At 62.5% G+C, this 16167-nt stretch carries 15 protein-coding genes and 1 pseudogene; 11 read left to right on the plus strand and 5 right to left on the minus strand.

Features of this window, described 5'->3' with window-relative positions; genetic code table 11:
- Positions 1–314 precede the first annotated feature (314 nt).
- Entirely contained in the window at positions 315–1415 is a 1101-nt protein-coding gene (locus ASE71_RS28230; protein WP_060521251.1) for an LLM class flavin-dependent oxidoreductase, read from the plus strand.
- Positions 1412–2365, plus strand: coding sequence for an amidohydrolase family protein (locus tag ASE71_RS28235; protein ID WP_060521252.1), 954 nt, complete (start codon positions 1412–1414; stop codon positions 2363–2365). Before ASE71_RS28230 ends, ASE71_RS28235 begins: the two co-directional genes overlap by 4 nt.
- A gap of 88 nt (positions 2366–2453) precedes the next feature.
- On the opposite strand, the gene ASE71_RS28240 is transcribed toward ASE71_RS28235, so the two are convergent.
- From ASE71_RS28240 to ASE71_RS28260, 5 genes are read right to left on the minus strand one after another with little or no spacing between them, the layout of a single operon-like run.
- Entirely contained in the window at positions 2454–3515 is a 1062-nt protein-coding gene (locus tag ASE71_RS28240; protein ID WP_034791585.1) for an aldo/keto reductase, read from the minus strand.
- A gap of 14 nt (positions 3516–3529) precedes the next feature.
- Positions 3530–4474 (minus strand): ABC transporter ATP-binding protein, encoded by a 945-nt coding sequence (locus ASE71_RS28245; RefSeq protein WP_060521253.1) that lies wholly within the window; start codon positions 4472–4474, stop codon positions 3530–3532.
- Positions 4452–5450 (minus strand): ABC transporter ATP-binding protein, encoded by a 999-nt coding sequence (locus ASE71_RS28250; protein WP_060521254.1) that lies wholly within the window; start codon positions 5448–5450, stop codon positions 4452–4454. The genes ASE71_RS28245 and ASE71_RS28250 overlap by 23 nt, the downstream gene beginning before the upstream one ends.
- A 2-nt stretch (positions 5451–5452) precedes the next feature.
- Complete coding sequence (locus ASE71_RS28255; RefSeq protein ID WP_060521255.1) at positions 5453–6451, minus strand: ABC transporter permease; 999 nt, start codon at positions 6449–6451, stop codon at positions 5453–5455.
- Positions 6451–7437: an ABC transporter permease gene (locus ASE71_RS28260; protein ID WP_060521256.1), complete on the minus strand. Its 987-nt coding sequence runs from the start codon at positions 7435–7437 to the stop codon at positions 6451–6453. The genes ASE71_RS28255 and ASE71_RS28260 overlap by 1 nt, the downstream gene beginning before the upstream one ends.
- Before the next feature lie 300 nt (positions 7438–7737).
- Here ASE71_RS28260 and ASE71_RS28265 point away from each other — a divergent pair, with 300 nt between their 5' ends.
- The 9 genes and pseudogenes from ASE71_RS28265 (at position 7738) to ASE71_RS28305 (ending at position 16164) form a co-directional block, all read left to right on the plus strand.
- A complete protein-coding gene (locus ASE71_RS28265) occupies positions 7738–8775 on the plus strand; it encodes an ABC transporter substrate-binding protein (protein WP_060521257.1) in 1038 nt (345 codons plus the stop codon).
- A 13-nt stretch (positions 8776–8788) separates the two neighbouring features.
- Positions 8789–10018, plus strand: a complete 1230-nt coding sequence (locus tag ASE71_RS28270; RefSeq protein ID WP_060521258.1) for an acyl-CoA dehydrogenase family protein — start codon at positions 8789–8791, stop codon at positions 10016–10018.
- 10 nt (positions 10019–10028) lie between these two features.
- Complete coding sequence (locus ASE71_RS28275; RefSeq protein WP_060521259.1) at positions 10029–11063, plus strand: ABC transporter substrate-binding protein; 1035 nt, start codon at positions 10029–10031, stop codon at positions 11061–11063.
- Positions 11060–11938, plus strand: a complete 879-nt coding sequence (locus ASE71_RS28280) for an NmrA family NAD(P)-binding protein (protein ID WP_060521260.1) — start codon at positions 11060–11062, stop codon at positions 11936–11938. Before ASE71_RS28275 ends, ASE71_RS28280 begins: the two co-directional genes overlap by 4 nt.
- Positions 11935–13185: an FAD-dependent oxidoreductase gene (locus ASE71_RS28285; RefSeq protein ID WP_060521261.1), complete on the plus strand. Its 1251-nt coding sequence runs from the start codon at positions 11935–11937 to the stop codon at positions 13183–13185. Before ASE71_RS28280 ends, ASE71_RS28285 begins: the two co-directional genes overlap by 4 nt.
- A gap of 17 nt (positions 13186–13202) precedes the next feature.
- Positions 13203–13853, plus strand: a complete 651-nt coding sequence (locus ASE71_RS28290; RefSeq protein ID WP_034791565.1) for an NAD(P)-dependent oxidoreductase — start codon at positions 13203–13205, stop codon at positions 13851–13853.
- Between the two features lie 15 nt (positions 13854–13868).
- Positions 13869–15167, plus strand: coding sequence for an NtaA/DmoA family FMN-dependent monooxygenase (locus tag ASE71_RS28295; protein WP_060521262.1), 1299 nt, complete (start codon positions 13869–13871; stop codon positions 15165–15167).
- A 29-nt stretch (positions 15168–15196) separates the two neighbouring features.
- A pseudogene (locus ASE71_RS37195) lies at positions 15197–15322 on the plus strand (integrase); the annotation flags it as partial.
- Positions 15323–15660: 338 nt separating this feature from the next.
- Positions 15661–16164 (plus strand): Lrp/AsnC family transcriptional regulator, encoded by a 504-nt coding sequence (locus ASE71_RS28305; RefSeq protein WP_162251910.1) that lies wholly within the window; start codon positions 15661–15663, stop codon positions 16162–16164.
- Positions 16165–16167 lie beyond the last annotated feature (3 nt).

Raw genomic sequence — 16167 nt, forward strand, 5'->3', positions numbered from 1 at the left:
CCGATTTCTCCAGCACCCCTGTCAGGGCGTTAGCCAGACTTTATAAAATCTACTATATTTATCGAGATAGTGTAATTCTAAAGTCCAGGGCTTTTCTGAAAAAAGCTACTCACGCCGAAGCCTTTGCCGGACCGGCGATGTGCACGCAGACAGGATGAGTGTCTGTAAAAGCCGCCTTGGTGGAGGAAAAGTTCCCGAAGGGCCCATCGCACGACAATCCATCCCAAGATCGGCGGGCAAAAAGCAATCGACAAAATACATATGATAAATAGATTATTGCGATCTGCGCGCCCAGCATTCTGAAGGAGTTCTCCATGCGTCCCGAATTCATCGGCCATACGTCCAACAGGGAAGGGTCCGACATCGTGCCGGCCTCCGGTCCGGTCATCGACAAGACCTATATTCGCAATCACGTGCAGGCCGCGGAGGCCGCCGGCATCGATCGTCTGCTGATCGGCCAGTTCGCGCAATGGCCCGACAACAACCAGATCGCCGCCTATGTCTTCAGCCAGACCGACCGGATCGGGGCGCTGCTTGCCCACCGGCCCGGCCTGATGGCCCCGACACTCGGCGCGCGCCAGCTTGCCACCCTCGATCAGTTCTCCGAGGGCCGCTTGTGGGTGCATATCATCACCGGCGGATCCGACACGGACCAGGCTCGCGACGGCGACTTCGAGGATCACGACACCCGCTATGCCCGCACCGACGAGTATCTGCAGGTGCTGAGGAAAGTCTGGGAGAGCGATCAGCCCTTCGATCACGAGGGGCGCTTCTACAGGTTCAAGGGCGCCTATAGCCAGGTAAAGCCGTTCCAGAAGCCCCGTATCCCGATTTCCTTCGGCGGTTCGTCCGATGCGGCGATCGCCGTTGCCGGTAAGCACGCCGATATCTATGCGCTCTGGGGCGAACCGCTCGACGGCGCACGGGAAACCATCGGCAAGGTACGCACAGCGGCGATTGCCAATGGTCGCGCGGCAGACGATATCCGCTTCACCCTCGCCTTTCGCACCGTCGTGGCTGAGACCGAAGACGCCGCCTGGGCAAAGGCGGCCGATATCCTCGAGAAGGTCAAGTCACAGGTCGCGCGCTCGGCCGGCGGCAACGGCGAGAAGCTGCCATCTAACGTCGGTTCTGTTCGCCTGCGGCAGGCCGCCAGCCGCGGCAAGGTGCTGGACAAGCGGCTCTGGACCGAAGTCGCAGAAGCGAGTGGCGCCGGCGGAAATTCGACAGCTCTTGTCGGGACACCCGAACAGGTCGCCGACGCCATCCTCGACTATTACGACGCGGGCGTTTCCAACTTCCTCGTTCGTGGCTTCTACCCGACAGAAGATACCGTCACCTATGGGCGTGATGTCGTGCCGTTGGTGAAAGCTGGCATTGCTGAACGCGAAGCGAGAAAGGTCGCCGCCGAATGACCGCTCCGCTCGATATCGTCGACATCCATGCCCATCTCTGGCCGCCAGCCTGGCGTCCCGGAGGCAAATACGAAAAGCCCGCTGGCGCATTTTCGCCGGAGATACATCGAAAAATCACGACGCCTCAGGCGCTGGTCGACGAACTTGAACAAAGCGGCGTATCGCTCGCTGTGGTCACGGCGACGATCGAAAGCCTCTTCGGATTGGAGGCAAGCATACCGCTTGAAGCCGTCCGGGAGGCCAACGACTGGCTGGCGACGCTTTCGCGCGAGCATTCTACCCTCACCGGATTTGCCGTCGTCGATGCCTTTGCCGGCGACGAAGCGGCCCGCGAAGCCGAGCGGGCAATCGTCGAGCTCGGTCTTTCAGGACTGGTGATTGACAGTTCACGCGCCAGCAAGTTCATCGCCGATCCCGCCGTCCGCCCCACGCTCGAAGTTGCGGCGCGCCACAGGGTTCCGGTTTTCGTGCATCCCGTTGCCCACCCGGACGCCGGCGTTCTGATCGACGGCGCCGGCAATCTCGGCAACTCGCTCGGGCGTGGATTGATGAACGGCGTCGCCTTCCTGTCGGTCATCCAGTCTCCGCTGCTCGAGGAACTGCCAGACCTGCATCTGGTCTTTGCAACGCTCGGTCTGGGCGCAATTGTCCAGGCGGCACGCGCCGGCATCTATGCTCGCTCTGCCAGGGAAGCGGGGCGACGGCCCAATATCTACTTCGACACGATGGGGCATGATCCGGACATCGTACGCACGCTGACAGGCTTTTTCGGCGCAGACCGCGTGCTTGCCGGCACGGACTGGCCAATTCTTCCTGCGCTCGATGCGGACGCGTTGCGGCAGAGCTTGGAGCAAGCCGGGCTAAGCGATCAGGAGGCACGTCTCGTTGCTGGCGGCAACGCCCGGCGCCTTCTCGGCCTCAGGCACCAGCAGGCCGTAGCTGCGGAATAGTCACGCGCAAAACGAAGCCCCGGATCGATGATCCGGGGCTCTTTGCAACAGGATGGCACTGGTCGGGAGGTACCCAGCCAGGACCCTCTCAAGCGACGCGCTGCGAGCGGGCGAGCGGGATGATCTCGGCTTCGCCCGCGCCGGACCGCGGCTCACGGCCTTCGAGCGGGTGGCCCGGATCCGTGAAGCCCGGTGTCGACGGATGACCGGGCGCGACCAGGCGATCAACCAGCGCCTCGTCTTCCGCATCGAGCTTGACGTCCAGCGCGCGGATATAGCCATCCCAATGCTCTTCCGTGCGGGGCCCTGCGATGGTCGAGGTGATCAGCCGGTTGTTCAGCACCCAGGCGAGCGCGAAATCGGCGGCAGCAATTCCCTTGGCCTTCGCGTGTGCGGCAATCTCCTTGGCGATCGCCACCGATTCTTCGCGAAACTCCACGTCATGCATGCGCTTGTCGCCGCGTCCGGCGCGGGTATCGGCAGCTGGCGCTTCGCCGGGATTGTACTTGCCCGTCAGAACGCCGCGGGCGAGCGGGCTGTAGGACACAGCACCCAGTCCATAGGCTGCAGCCGCCGGCAGCTGCTCGGCCTCGGCGGTGCGGTTGACGATGTTATAGAGGGGCTGGCTTGCGATCGGCCGATCGATGCCGAGCTGGTCGGCGAGATGGGCGACTTCCGCAATGCGCCATCCCCGGAAGTTTGAGACCCCGAAATAGCGCAGCTTGCCGGCCTTGATCAGGTCGGCGATCGCCCGCACCGGCTCTTCGAGCGGCGCATCGAAGACGGCGCGATGAAAGTAGAGGATGTCGATGTAGTCCGTGCCGAGATTGCGCAGCGAGTTTTCGACAGTCTGATAGACCCATTTGCGCGAATAGCCCCCGAGGTTCGGCCCCTTCGCACGCGAATTGACGAACTTCGTTGCCACCACCCAATGGTCGCGGTTGGCCTTGATGCCGCGCCCGACCACCTCTTCCGACTTGCCGTCGTGGTAGACGTCGGCCGTGTCGATGAAGTTGATGCCCTGCTCGCGCGCCTTGTCGATGATGCGGAAGGCAACGTCGTCAGGCGTCTGGTTGCCGAACATCATGGATCCGAGCGTCAGCGGCGACACTTTGAGGGCGCTGCGCCCAAGATAGCGATACTCAACCATTCAAGTTCTCCATTTCAGTTGATCTGGTCCGCGACATGACAGGCCACCTGATGGCCCGGTTTGATGGTGCGGAATTCGGGTTCGGTGACGCGGCAGAGGTCCGTCGCCAGCGGGCAGCGGGTGTGGAACCGACAGCCCGACGGAATGTCGCTCGGGCTCGGCAGATCGCCGCCAAGGGGAGCCGCCTGCCGCGGCCGCGAGGGATCGGGAACCGCGGCCATCAAAGCGCGCGTGTAGGGATGGCGCGGGTCCGACCAGAGCGTCTCATTGTCGGCGCTTTCCACGATCCGGCCGAGATACATGACCAGAACCCGGTCGCAGAAATAACGCACCACAGACAGGTCATGGCTGATGAAAAGATAGGAAAGACCGAACTCCTTCTTCATCTCCACCAAAAGGTTCAGGATCTGCGCCTGGATCGACAGGTCGAGCGCCGATACGGGCTCGTCGCAAACGATCAGGTCCGGGTTGAGCAGCAGCGCGCGGGCAATGCCGATCCTTTGCCGCTGGCCGCCCGAGAATTCGTGCGGATAGCGATTGATGGCATCGGCGGGCAGCCCGACCTTGGAGATGATGCCGGCAACGGTGTCACGCCGCTCCGCTCGGCTGCCGGCCCTGTGCACGATCAGAGGCGCCTCCAGGATTTCACCGATCGTGTGGCGCGGATTGAGCGACGCGAAGGGATCCTGAAAGATCATCTGGATCGACTTGCGCACGTTCCTGAGCCGACCCTGGTCAAGTCTCGTGATGTCTTCGCCCTTGAATTCGATCCGCCCCTCGGTCGGATCGACCAGGCGCAAAAGCGTCTTGCCAAGCGTCGACTTGCCACAGCCGCTTTCGCCGACAAGCCCGACGGTTTCACCGCGCTCGACCACGAGATCGACGCCATCGACGGAGCGCAAGAGACCGTCGCGCGTCTTGTAGTGTGTCTTCAGATCAGAGGCTGAGATGAGCGGCATCGGGCACGGCCTTGAGGGACGAAGTGAACGGGCAGGCAACGAGCCTCTCCGGCGTCTGAGCAATCAGCGGCGGCACCTGATGGCCGCAGCTCGCACGCGCCTGGCGACAGCGCGGCCTGAAGGGACAGCCGGCCTCGCCGGCCGCCGAGACGATCGACCCGGGGATCTCGGTCAAGCGGCCGCTCAGATAGTGAAGGTCGTTCTTTAGCCGTGGCGAGGCCGAAAGCAGCCCGCGCGTATAGGGATGCAGCGGATCGTTGAAGAGATCTCCGGGCAAGGCCTGCTCGACCTTGCGGCCGGCATACATGACGACGACCTTGTCGGCCCATTGCGCGACGACGCCGAGGTCGTGGGTGATCAACACCACAGCCATCTGAAGCTCGCGCCTGAGCGTGTCGAGCAGGTCGAGCACCTGCGCCTGGATCGTCACGTCGAGCGCCGTCGTCGGTTCGTCGGCGATCAGCAACTTTGGCCGGCACGCAACCGCCATGGCAATCATCACCCGCTGGCGCATACCGCCCGACAACTGATGCGGATAATCGTCGACCCGCTTTTCGGCGGCAGGAATACGCACGAGCTTCAAAAGTTCGATCGCGCGTTCCCGCGCCGCTCGACCTGAAAGCTTCTCGTGCACCTTCAGCACTTCGCCGATCTGCCGGCCGATCGACATGACCGGATTGAGGCTCGTCATCGGCTCCTGAAAGATCATGGCGATGTCGCGCCCGCGCAGCTGCCGCATCTCACGCGCATCGAGCCCCAGAAGATCGCGGTCGTCAAAGACGATGCGGCCGCTGGTCACCCGTGCTGCGCGCGGCAGCAACTGCATTAGCGCGAGCGCGGTCAACGATTTGCCCGAACCGGACTCGCCGACGATCGCCAGCGTCTCCCCCGCCCCCACCTCGAACGAGAGATTTCTGACTGGCTCGGCACGCGGAAAGCCGATGGTGAGGTCTTCGACCTGGAGCAGCGGCGCCATCGTCAGCGATCCCCAGTGAAACGGGGGTTAAGGGCATCGTTCAGCCCGTCGCCGATGAGATTGAGCGCAAGCACCGTAAAGACGATGGCGAGGCCCGGAAGGGCCGTCAGGTACCAGGCGGTCCGGACCAGTTCGCGACCGGTACCGATCATCGAGCCCCAGCTCACGACATTGGGGTCGCCGAGCCCCATGAAGGAAAGTGCGGATTCCATCAGGATTGCGGTGGCGACCATGACCGATGACGTCACGATAATCGGCGGCAGCGCGTTGGGCAGGATCTCGCGGAAGATGATCCGTCCATGGCCAAAGCCGAGACTGCGGGCGGCCATGACGAAATCCTTCTCTCGGATCGCACGAAACTCGGCCCTGGTCAGCCTTGCCACCGTCGGCCAGGAAATGACCGCGATCGCAAGCGTCACCGTTGATGCCGAGGGTTGGACGATCGCGACCAGAACGACGAGCAGCACGAAGCTCGGCAAGGTCTGGAAGATCTCGATCAGCCGCACCAGGAGATCGTCGATCCAGCCGCCGAAGTAACCGGCGATCGCGCCGACGATCACGCCGAAGGTGAGACCGAGCGCTGTTGCCATCAGCCCCACGAACAGGGAAATGCGCGAGCCATGCAGGATGCCAGCGAGCACGTCGCGGCCGAGCGCGTCCGTGCCGAGCGGGAAAGCCGGATCCTGGCCCGGCCACAGGAACGGTTTTCCGACCATCGACAGCGGGTCGTCGGGATAAAGCACTGGAGCCAGCAGCGCGACGGCGATCACAAGCGCAAGGAAGGCCGTTCCGAACAGGGCATTGGGGTTGGCCAGAAAGACCTTGAGGGCCCTTCGCCCATTGGTAATGGCGACCGCAGTGCTCTGCTGGGAGCGCGCATCGGGCGCCTTTACGTTGGACCAGGACGGGCGCTCCGGCGCGGTAGCCTGCTCGCTCGTGGCAGGAGCGGCATAGGCGCCGCCCGTAACCGCTGGGAAAGCTCCGAAGTCGGTGGCGGACATCAGCGCGCTCCAATTCGAGGGTCGAGCCAGGCGTGGACAAGGTCCACCGTGGCATTGGCAATGATGACGAGAAGTGAGGACAGAAGCAGGATGCCGAGGAGCACGGTGAAATCCCGGCCCATGACCGCCTCGAAGGCGAGCCTGCCAAGGCCCGGCCAGCTGTAGACGGTTTCCACCACCACGGCGCCGCCGAGCATGCCGCCGATGTGCATGCCGGCCATGGTCGTGATCGGGATCAGCGCGTTTCGCAAGATATGCCTCGCGGTGACGCCATAAGGCGTCAGCCCTTTGGCAAAGGCGGTGCGGACAAAGTCCTGGTTTTTGACTTCGAGCATGGCGGCGCGCGTCAGCCGCGCATAGATCGCGACGTAGAAAAGCGCGAGCGACGTTGCCGGGAGCACCATGTAGCGGGCCTTGTCGAAGAGCGCCGGGAACCCTTTCAGCTGGGATCCGATCGTGCCTGCACCCCCGGTCGGCAACCAGCCGAGCTTGACCGAGAAGAGCACGATCAGCATCAGGCCGATCCAGAAACTCGGGATCGAATAGAAGAGCAGCGAGAAGATCGACAAAAGCCGATCGGGGATCCGCCCCGCAAACGTCGCCATCAGCGATCCGAGGATGACACCGAGAGCGATCGCGATGACGAGTGCCACCGCCATCAGCGTCAATGTTCCGGGCAGGCGCTGCGCAATCAGGTCGGCGACCGGCATGCCGTAGCGCGGGGAAAATCCAAGGCTGAATTGCGCGAGGTTGCCGAGATAGGTGGCCAATTGCTCGAGCACCGGACTATCCAGGCCGAAGCGGGCTCTCAGTGCCGCAACGCTTTCTTCGGTCGCCGAACCCGCCTCGCCGGCAAGCACATCGGCCGCGTCGCCGGGAGCCAGCTGCAAAAGGAAAAAGTTCAGGATCACAATTCCAAGGATCGTTGGAACTGCCTGCAGAAGCGTTCGTCGAAGCGTTCGCGCAATTCTGATCAGCACCGGCATCGATGTCGCCTCTCCGTTTGGCTGTCCGCCAACAGCGAACCTTCACCTCGGCCTGACCTTGTCGCCGCGGATGATTTTTATAGTTGACTAATTACATAGGCTTTGTCAAATCTGTTTTAGTAATTTCACCCTGAGAGTGACCATTAGCAGGAACGTCATTCCTACAATATGTCGTGAACGGCGCCAGTCTGGGAAATCCAATCCGAAATCAGTACAGCCAATAGCAATGGCCGACTAGGAAGAGCCACTCCAACGAAAAACGCTTCCCGGCACACCCCATCGAAGACAGCGGAGAACCTCGTGACAAAAAATGCCATCTCGCAAATCTGGTACACGCGCTGCCCGGTCCCGACACCCGTGGGGCTCGCCACCCAGCTCGGCCTGCTCGACAAGGCGTTTGCCGCGGAGGGCATTGCGCTCAACTCGATCATCGACAGCAAGGACCGCTCCGTCCGATCCAGCCACTTCGATCACCATCTCGATTATTCGTTTCGCCATGGCGGCAACGTCCCGCCGATCCGCGCCCGCTCGGAAGGCAACCCGACGCGGCTCGTCGGCATCACCTGGACCGACGAATTCCAGGCCATCATCACGTTGCCCGAGACCGGGATCAAAACGACGCGCGATCTTGTCGGCCGGCGCTTCGGCATTGCGCGCCGACCACCCGGTATCGTCGACTTCATGGCAGCAACGGCGCTGAAGGGCCTGGTTTCCGCTCTGTCTCTCGAAGGGCTCACGCCCTCCGATGTCGAGATCGTCGATATCCCGCTTTCCGAAAGTGTTCTTGATGGCAGGGAGGGCCCGCAGCTCCACGGCCTCAGAAACCGGCAGGCCTACGGGCCGGAAGCGGCCGCACTGCTGCGCGGTGAGGTGGACGCGATTTATGTCAAAGGCACGCCCGGTATTGCCGTCGCCAATCTCTTTGCGGCTCACACGGTCGCGGAATTCGGTTTCCACCCGGACCCGAAGATCCGCATCAATTCCGGCTCCCCTCGGGTGCTGACCGTCGACGAAAGGCTCGCTGAAGATCGCCCCGATCTCGTCGCCAAGCTGATCTCGACCTTGAAGCAGGCCGGCTCATGGGCCGAAGAGCACCCCGACGAGGTGCGTCGCTTTGTTGCCCGCGAAGTCGGCGCCTCAGAAGAGGTCGTGGCTGCGGCTAACGGCCCGGATCTCCACAAACATCTCGGCATCGGCCTCCAACCGGAACTCGTCGCGGCAATCGGACACTACAAGGACTTCCTGCATGAATGGGGGTTCCTCGCGAGCAACTTCGACATCGACCAATGGGTGGACCAGCGCCCCTGGGCGGAACTCGACGCGCGCGCTGTCGCCTGAACGAGTAAAACCGATGACCGACACACGTTTCGAACCGGTGATTGCCAAGGCCGAAGAACTCGGAAAACGCTTCGCTCTGACAGCACGCCACTATGATGAAACCGGCGAATTCCCCTTCGCCAATTTCGACGCGCTGCACGAGGCGGGGCTGCTTGGCCTGGTCACAGCGCTCGAACACGGGGGCCTCGGCGGTGGACTGACGGAAGCGCTGGCGGCCGTCTCGGCAATCGCGCGCGGAGAGCCATCGACCGCTCTCGTTCTTTCAATGCACTACAATCAGCACTTTTCGGTGCGAACCTCAGGCAAGTGGCCGCCCCACCTTGTCGAGCGTGTCACCCGCGCCAATCGCGAGGGTGTCGCGCTCATCAATGCGGCACAGGTGGAGCCGCGCGTCGGTTCGCCATCGCATGGTTCCTTGCCCGAGACGATTGCCCGCCGCGTTGGCGATCAGTGGCGCATTACGGGCCACAAGACCTACGCCACCGGCATCCCGCTCTTGCGCTGGGTGGCTGTGCTTGCGGTTACTGACGAGCCTGAGCCGAGGCTGGGCTCATTCCTCGTTCCGACATCGGCCGATGGCATCCGCGTCGAAAAAACCTGGAACGCAACGGGCATGCGAGCAACCAACAGCGACGACCTGATCCTCGACGACGTCGCGATCCCGCTCGCCGATGTTCTCGACATCGCGCCGGCGAGCGAAGGCCTGAAACGTGACGAGCGCATGGGCGCCTGGTACTTCAGCCTCGTGCCGGCGATTTACGACGGTGCAGCCCGCGGGGCACGCGACTGGCTGATCGAGTTTACGACCTCGCGCGCACCGGCAAGCCTCGGCGCACCGCTCTCCACCGTTCCCCGCATCCAGGATGGCCTTGGCGAGATCGAGGTCTTGCTGACGGTCAACCGCCGGCTCCTGCGCTCGATCGCCGAGGATTTCGATGCGGGGCGCCCCTTCGGCGCCGATGCCGCCGCGGTCAAGCACACGGTCATCGCCAACGCGATCACCGTGACGACCCTTGCGCTCGAACTGGGCGGTAACCCCGGCATCAGTCGCGACAATCCCTTGGAACGCCATCATCGCGATGCGCTTTCCGGCAAAGCGCACGCGCCGCAAAACAACTTGATCCGGACGATGCTTGCCAAGGCGGCGTTCAGCCGGCATGCCGCAACACCTGCGGTTGCGCTCGAGCCGGTCCCCGTTCGACCTCCCCAGCAACCCCGTCTTGCCGTCGTCGGCGGCCGCTAGGAGTTCCCTGATGTCTTCCCTCTCTTCCGTCTGGTACACGCGCTGCCCCGCCCCGACACCATTGTCGATCGCCCATCAGCTCGGCTGGATCGACAGACAGTTTGAGAACGCCGGCGTTGCCGTCCGCTCGATCCGCGACAGCAAGGATCCGTCGGTCCGCCAGAGCCATTTTACCCATGCGCTCGATTACTCGTTCCGACAGGGCGGCAACATTCCGCCGATCTGGGCGCGGTCCGGCGGCCGCGCCACACGCGTTGTCGGCATCACCACGACAGACGAGTTCCAGGCGATTATCGCGCTTCCAGGTTCCGGGATCGCTGTCGCGAAGGACTTGAAAGGCCGCCGCATCGGTGTACCACGCAAGCCCAGTTCCGACGTCGTCGACTTCCAGCGGGCCACCGCCTTGAAAGGCATCGTCTCGGCGCTTTCGCTCGACGGCCTTGATCACGGTGATGTCGAACTCGTCTATCTCGACACCAACGAGGGCAACCTCATCGAACGGGGCAACGCCGCCTTCCTGGGCCTGAAGCGCCGATATCCCTATGGCGAGGAACTCTTGGCCCTGGCCTCGGGCAAGATTGACGCTTTCTTCGTCAAAGGTGCAGAAGGCATCGTGCTCGCCAATCAGATCGGTGCAGTTGTGGTGGCGGAATTCGGTTTCCATCCGGATCCAAAGATCCGCATCAACAATGGCACGCCAAGGCCGCTGACAGTCGACGCCCGCTTTCTTGACCAGCATTTCGACCTCGTCGTCGATCTTGTGTCGACCGTCGCCAGTGTTGGTGATTGGGCGGCCTCGAACCCGGACACAGCAGTTCGGTTCATCGCCAACGAGATCGGCGTCGGCGAGGACGCCGTCTGGGCAGCGAACGGCGCGGACGTCCACCGTCATCTCGGTCTGGCGTTGGACGAAAACCAGATTGCCGCGTTCGACCACTTCAAGCGCTTCCTTCTCGATTGGCAGTTCATTCCGGCCGATTTCAATGTCTTCAGTTGGATTGATCGCCGACCGCTAGAGGCCGCCTTGCAGCGGGCCGCCGCATGAGTGAGAGGCCGATCCTCGTTACCGGCGCCACCGGCAAGCTTGGGCGCCTCGTTGTCGAACGACTTCTCGCACGCGGACAACCGGTTCGCGTCTTTACCCGACGGCCGGAGACGGCACGTGCCCTGTTCGGTGAAACTCTGCAGATTGCCGCAGGTGATTTTGGCGACCGCGCCGCGCTCGACACCGCCGTTCGAGGCGTCGGACGCCTTCTTCTGTTATCCCCCATCAGCACGAGGCTCGTCACGGACCAGGTCGCCGTCGCCGATGCTGCCGTCGCCGCAAATGTTGCCCGCATCGTCAAGATCTCGGGCTCCGACTGGACGATCGAGCCGCCAGGGAATTCTATCTCCGGTGAAGCGCACGCTGCCGTGGAACGGCACTTGAATGGCCTTCCGACCGAGGCTGTTTCGCTTCGTCCCAATGCCTGGATGCAGGTCTCGCTCGCCAACACCATCCGGAACGCGATCGCGAACAGTCAGGTCGTCGCAGCCAACCTCGACGCCGGCATCGGTTACATCGACGCGCGCGATATTGCCGATGTCGCAGTGCACCAACTTCTGGCCGATCGCATTCGGGGGCGCACGCTCAACCTCACCGGCCCGGACGTGGTGTCGTTCCGGCAGGTCGCCGCTCTGCTGACGGCTGCATTGAAACGGCCGGTTGCTGCCCTCGAGAAGCCGCCCCAGACGGTTCCAAAAGAGGGTGACTTCGAACATCGCGCCGTTGCGCAATTCGTAAGATTGATCGCTTCCGGCCGCGCAGCAAGGACGACCGACGTCGTTCCAACGCTGCTTGGCCGTTCGCCCCGTACCGTCGCCGACTTCATCCTCGAACAAGTGACCGCCGAAACCGCAGTCCCCGAGTACCAGCCATGACCATACCCTTCATCGACGTCGCCATCATCGGTGGGGGACCGGGTGGGCTCGCCCTGGCGCAAGGCCTCAAGAAGAACGGCATCGACACCGCCGTCTTCGAGCGCGACCAGGTCCGGTCGGACTATGTGCAGGGTTTCCGCATGCGGATCCGGCAACGGGGCATCGACGCGCTTCAGGCGAACCTTCCGGCGCACCTCTTTCAAGCCTTCCTTGATACGCTCGGGCTTGCGCCGACGGAAAACCTTGTTCTCGATGAGACATTCCAAAGGCTCGAAAACACGAGCCAGGGGTCAGGCGAACCCGAAGATACGCATATCGAGAAATCGGTCAGCCGCATCACGCTGCGCCAGATCCTCCTGTCCGGGCTCGACGGCCTTTTTCACACAGGCAACCGGTTCGAACGCTATGAGCAGCTTGCCGACGGAACCGTGCTTGCGCATTTTTCCGACGGCTCGGCCGTACACGCCAATCTTCTGGTCGGGGCCGACGGGGCGGGATCGGCGGTGCGTCGCCAACTCCTGCCTGACCTCAAGAGCATCGACACTGGGGTACGCAGGTTGGCCGGCAAGATCACGATCGACGAGGCGGAACGACAGGGCATTTCACCGCTGCTGACCGAGTTCAATACCAACATCCGCCCGCGCGACGGTCGTGGTCTGATGATCACCAGCCATCGGGTGGATCCGTCTGCCTATGCGCGTCACGATTTCATAGGCAGGGAAGATCCCGGCCATGCCGATATCCCTGGCTTCCACTTCAACAACTCCACCAGCTACACCTGGTGGAACACGGCCTATGACACGGATGAACTCGGGCCAGACGAACTGCTCGAACGGCTCAACGGCGCGGCCCTCATCGAAACGCTGCTTCACCGTATCCGTCGCTGGGACGAGCGCATCCTGAACCTCATTCGCCACAGCGACCCGTCGACGGTCGCCTTCCTCAAGGTCAAGAGCTCCACGCCCGGCGCGATATGGCAAAGCGGTCCGGTGACGTTACTCGGCGACGCGATCCACGCGATGACCTATTTCCGCGCGCTTGGCGGCAACACCGCCCTCTACGATTCCGGATTGCTCGTACGCGAACTCGTCGCCGCAAGGCGCCACGGCAAGCCACTGCTTGCGGCCCTAAACGACTACGAAAACGCCATGCGCGAACACGGCTACGAGGCCGTGCGGTCGTCGCTTTCCGCCATGCAGCGCAATGTCGGCGCCAATCAACCGCTCAAGGCGATACCTGCCCTCTAGCCTCAGGAAAATCGATCATGTCCATTGTCGTCTTCGGCGCCTCAGGAAACATCGGCAGCAACATCCGCAAGGAAGCTCTTTCGCGAAATCACCGCGTGACAGCCGTGACGCGCTCTTCAAACCTGGAGCCTGCCGAGCGTCTCACGGCACTGAAGGCGGACATTGCCGATCCGGAGGAAGTGGCAAAGATCTCCGCCGGCCACGATGCGGTCATCAGTGCCTATAGTCCCGGTCTGCGCCGCCATTCGGCGGAAGATGCCGCGGTTCTCATCGAGAATGCACATGCTTCCCTGTTTGAAGGCGTCAAGCGCGCCGGCGTCCGCCGCATCATCATCGTCGGCGGCGTCGGAAGCCTCCAGGCAAGCCCCGGCGTCGACGTGGTCGACAGTGATTTCTACCCGGCGGACCACAAGGCTCACACGCTGCGCAACCGAGAGATCCTGCGCAGTCTGAAACGCGGCGAGCACGATCTCGACTGGACCTATGTATCCCCGCCTCTTTCGATCAAGGCCGGCGAAAGAACCGGCCGTTTCAGGCTCGGCGAGGATGCGCTTCTGCGAGACGATACGGGCGAAAGCCGGATTTCCGAAGCCGATTTCGCCGTCGCCATTCTCGATGAACTCGACAAGGGACAGTTCATCCGCCGCCGCTTCACCGCGGCCTATTGAAGGACCTCAATTCGCATGCCCCGCACGCTCAATCTCAATGTCGGCATCAACACGACAGGCTATCTGCCGGCCGCCTGGAAATATCGCAGCGGGAGCCGCCACGACATCTATGACCCTCAATACTACAGACGCCTGACGGAACTCGCCCGCAAAGGCCTGTTCGACGCCGTGTTCTTTTCCGATCATCCGGCCTTGATGACCGACCCGAACAGCCGACCATTCCATACCATCGACCCGCTCATCCTCTGTACGGCGCTTGCAGCACAGGTGCCCGACATCGGCTTCGTCGCAACCATGTCGTCCACATACAATTCGCCCTATAATCTCGCCCGCCGCACCCAGTCGACGGATATCGTGGCCGGTGGCCGGCTGATCATCAACATCGTCTCGTCCTTCAATCCGAATGTGGCAGCCAACTTCGGCTCGGCGCCGCTGCCCCCACGAGCCGAGCGCTACGCCAAAGCTTCCGAATTTCTCGATGTTGCCAAGAAACTCTGGGCAAGCTGGGATCCCGCCCGCGACGGCCATGTGCCCGACGAACGGTTCTGGGATGCGGCGAGTGCGCATGCGATCGACCACGAAGGCGATCATTTCGCAGTGAAGGGACCGCTGAACGTGCCGCGTGGCCCGCAAGGCCATCCGGTGATCGCGCAGGCAGGCGCATCCGAAGGCGGTATCGAGCTCGCCGCCCGCCATGGCGAGATCATTTATTGCAACATCCTCTCCCGCCCTGCTGGCCAGGCCTTCGGCAAGAAGGTCAGGGATCGCGCTGCAGCCATCGGTCGCGACCCGAAGGGCATTAAGATCGTGCCCGGGGTGGTGGTGATCCTTGGCGAGACGAAAGAGGAGGCGTTGCGAAAACACGAACTCTTCAGCGGCGCGGGCTCGGAGGACGGCCTGATCGCACGCTTCGTCAGGGAGAACGGTATTGATCCCAACGGCTTCGATCCGGATGCCATTCTGGATGCCGAGCGTTTCGTTCCGGATCCCAACCGTCTTCAGGCGGTCGGAATGGGCCTTGGTCTCTCCGATCTGCTGACACATGAGAAGTTGACGGCCAGGCAGGCTGTGCGCCGCTCGGAAGGGCACCACCGCCTGCTGCTCGGGACGCCGGAACAGGTCGCCGATGCGCTTATCGACCTTTGGGCGGACGGCACCGTCGACGGCTACACGCTTCAGCCGCCCCGGGCACCTGATGACATCGAAGAATTCGTGAAGAAGGTCGTCCCGATCCTCCAGGACCGCGGTGTTTATCGTAACCGTTACGAGGAACAAACCATTCGCGAGCGCTATGCATTGCCATTTCCGTACTAGTACAGACAGGCCCCGATGCGCCTCAGGCGGCGGCCAATCGCGGCATACCGCTGCCTGAAGCTATGCAGCAGTCGTTGCAAAAATCGGTGACGCAGGCGGCGCGCTACTACAACGATGCGGAGCGAAAGCAGGGGCGAGCGGCCCGTGTATTTGTCTGGTGTCGCACCGCCGTAGCACCGTCGGCCAGACAATCAAGCGCCAAACAGTCGCCTGTCCCAATAGACCGGACGCCGCGCTCGGGCCGGCGCTCGAAGCTGCGGTTCGACAGATCCCTCGCCCGTTCCAGGAAAAAGGCGATGCCAAGGCTGGCTGAAATTGTCGCCGCCGACAAAGCCCGCGATCCACTGCAGATGCCGATTCGGTAACACTCTGCATGAATACCGCCTAAATCGGGATATTTTTGAAACGATTCGACGGTATCGACTGAAATATTCTTGACATAATTCCGTTTCGGAAATTTACTTTGCCTATCAAGGCCGAAATGGAAACGGTGATGACCCAACGCTACCTCGTCGATGATCTGGACCGCGAGATTATCCGTTATCTCTCCGAAGACGGGCGCCTTTCGGCGGCCGAGATCGCCGGCCGGATCGGCAGCGTCTCGGAGCGCACAGTCCGCAACCGCATTGCCGGACTGCTGCAGGCCAAGATGATCGTCATCGGCGCTATTCCCGATCCGGTCGCGCTCGGACGCGATGTCCAGGTCGAACTTCTGATCGAGGTCGAGCCCGGCAAACAGGAGGACGTCGCCATCCTGCTCGCAGAGTACGACGAGATCGGCTACCTCGCCGCCACGAGCGGCACGGCGAACCTCAGTGCTTCGCTCTTCGTGGCCGACCACGCGGCATTGCTTGAATTCATCGATCAGGAAATGGGCAAACTGCCTGGCATCAGGCGCGTCACGAGCTCGGTCGTGCTGCGCCTCTACAAGGTATTCGGCACGAGGACGACCGCGATCAGCCGCGGTACGGACCTCGGCGGCAAGAAAAAGGGATAGACC

It is taken from the genome of Ensifer sp. Root954, from assembly GCF_001429005.1.
In the GTDB taxonomy this organism is placed as follows: Bacteria; Pseudomonadota; Alphaproteobacteria; order Rhizobiales; family Rhizobiaceae; genus Ensifer; species Ensifer adhaerens.

Bases quoted from the DNA above. Each gene is read 5' to 3' on its own strand.
- ASE71_RS28230 (WP_060521251.1), top strand. From the start codon at position 315: ATGCGTCCCGAATTCATCGGCCATACGTCCAACAGGGAAGGGTCCGAC.
- ASE71_RS28235 (WP_060521252.1), top strand. From the start codon at position 1,412: ATGACCGCTCCGCTCGATATCGTCGACATCCATGCCCATCTCTGGCCG.
- ASE71_RS28240 (WP_034791585.1), bottom strand. From the start codon at position 3,515: ATGGTTGAGTATCGCTATCTTGGGCGCAGCGCCCTCAAAGTGTCGCCG.
- ASE71_RS28245 (WP_060521253.1), bottom strand. From the start codon at position 4,474: ATGCCGCTCATCTCAGCCTCTGATCTGAAGACACACTACAAGACGCGC.
- ASE71_RS28250 (WP_060521254.1), bottom strand. From the start codon at position 5,450: ATGGCGCCGCTGCTCCAGGTCGAAGACCTCACCATCGGCTTTCCGCGT.
- ASE71_RS28255 (WP_060521255.1), bottom strand. From the start codon at position 6,451: ATGTCCGCCACCGACTTCGGAGCTTTCCCAGCGGTTACGGGCGGCGCC.
- ASE71_RS28260 (WP_060521256.1), bottom strand. From the start codon at position 7,437: ATGCCGGTGCTGATCAGAATTGCGCGAACGCTTCGACGAACGCTTCTG.
- ASE71_RS28270 (WP_060521258.1), top strand. From the start codon at position 8,789: ATGACCGACACACGTTTCGAACCGGTGATTGCCAAGGCCGAAGAACTC.
- ASE71_RS28275 (WP_060521259.1), top strand. From the start codon at position 10,029: ATGTCTTCCCTCTCTTCCGTCTGGTACACGCGCTGCCCCGCCCCGACA.
- ASE71_RS28280 (WP_060521260.1), top strand. From the start codon at position 11,060: ATGAGTGAGAGGCCGATCCTCGTTACCGGCGCCACCGGCAAGCTTGGG.
- ASE71_RS28285 (WP_060521261.1), top strand. From the start codon at position 11,935: ATGACCATACCCTTCATCGACGTCGCCATCATCGGTGGGGGACCGGGT.
- ASE71_RS28290 (WP_034791565.1), top strand. From the start codon at position 13,203: ATGTCCATTGTCGTCTTCGGCGCCTCAGGAAACATCGGCAGCAACATC.
- ASE71_RS28295 (WP_060521262.1), top strand. From the start codon at position 13,869: ATGCCCCGCACGCTCAATCTCAATGTCGGCATCAACACGACAGGCTAT.
- ASE71_RS28305 (WP_162251910.1), top strand. From the start codon at position 15,661: ATGACCCAACGCTACCTCGTCGATGATCTGGACCGCGAGATTATCCGT.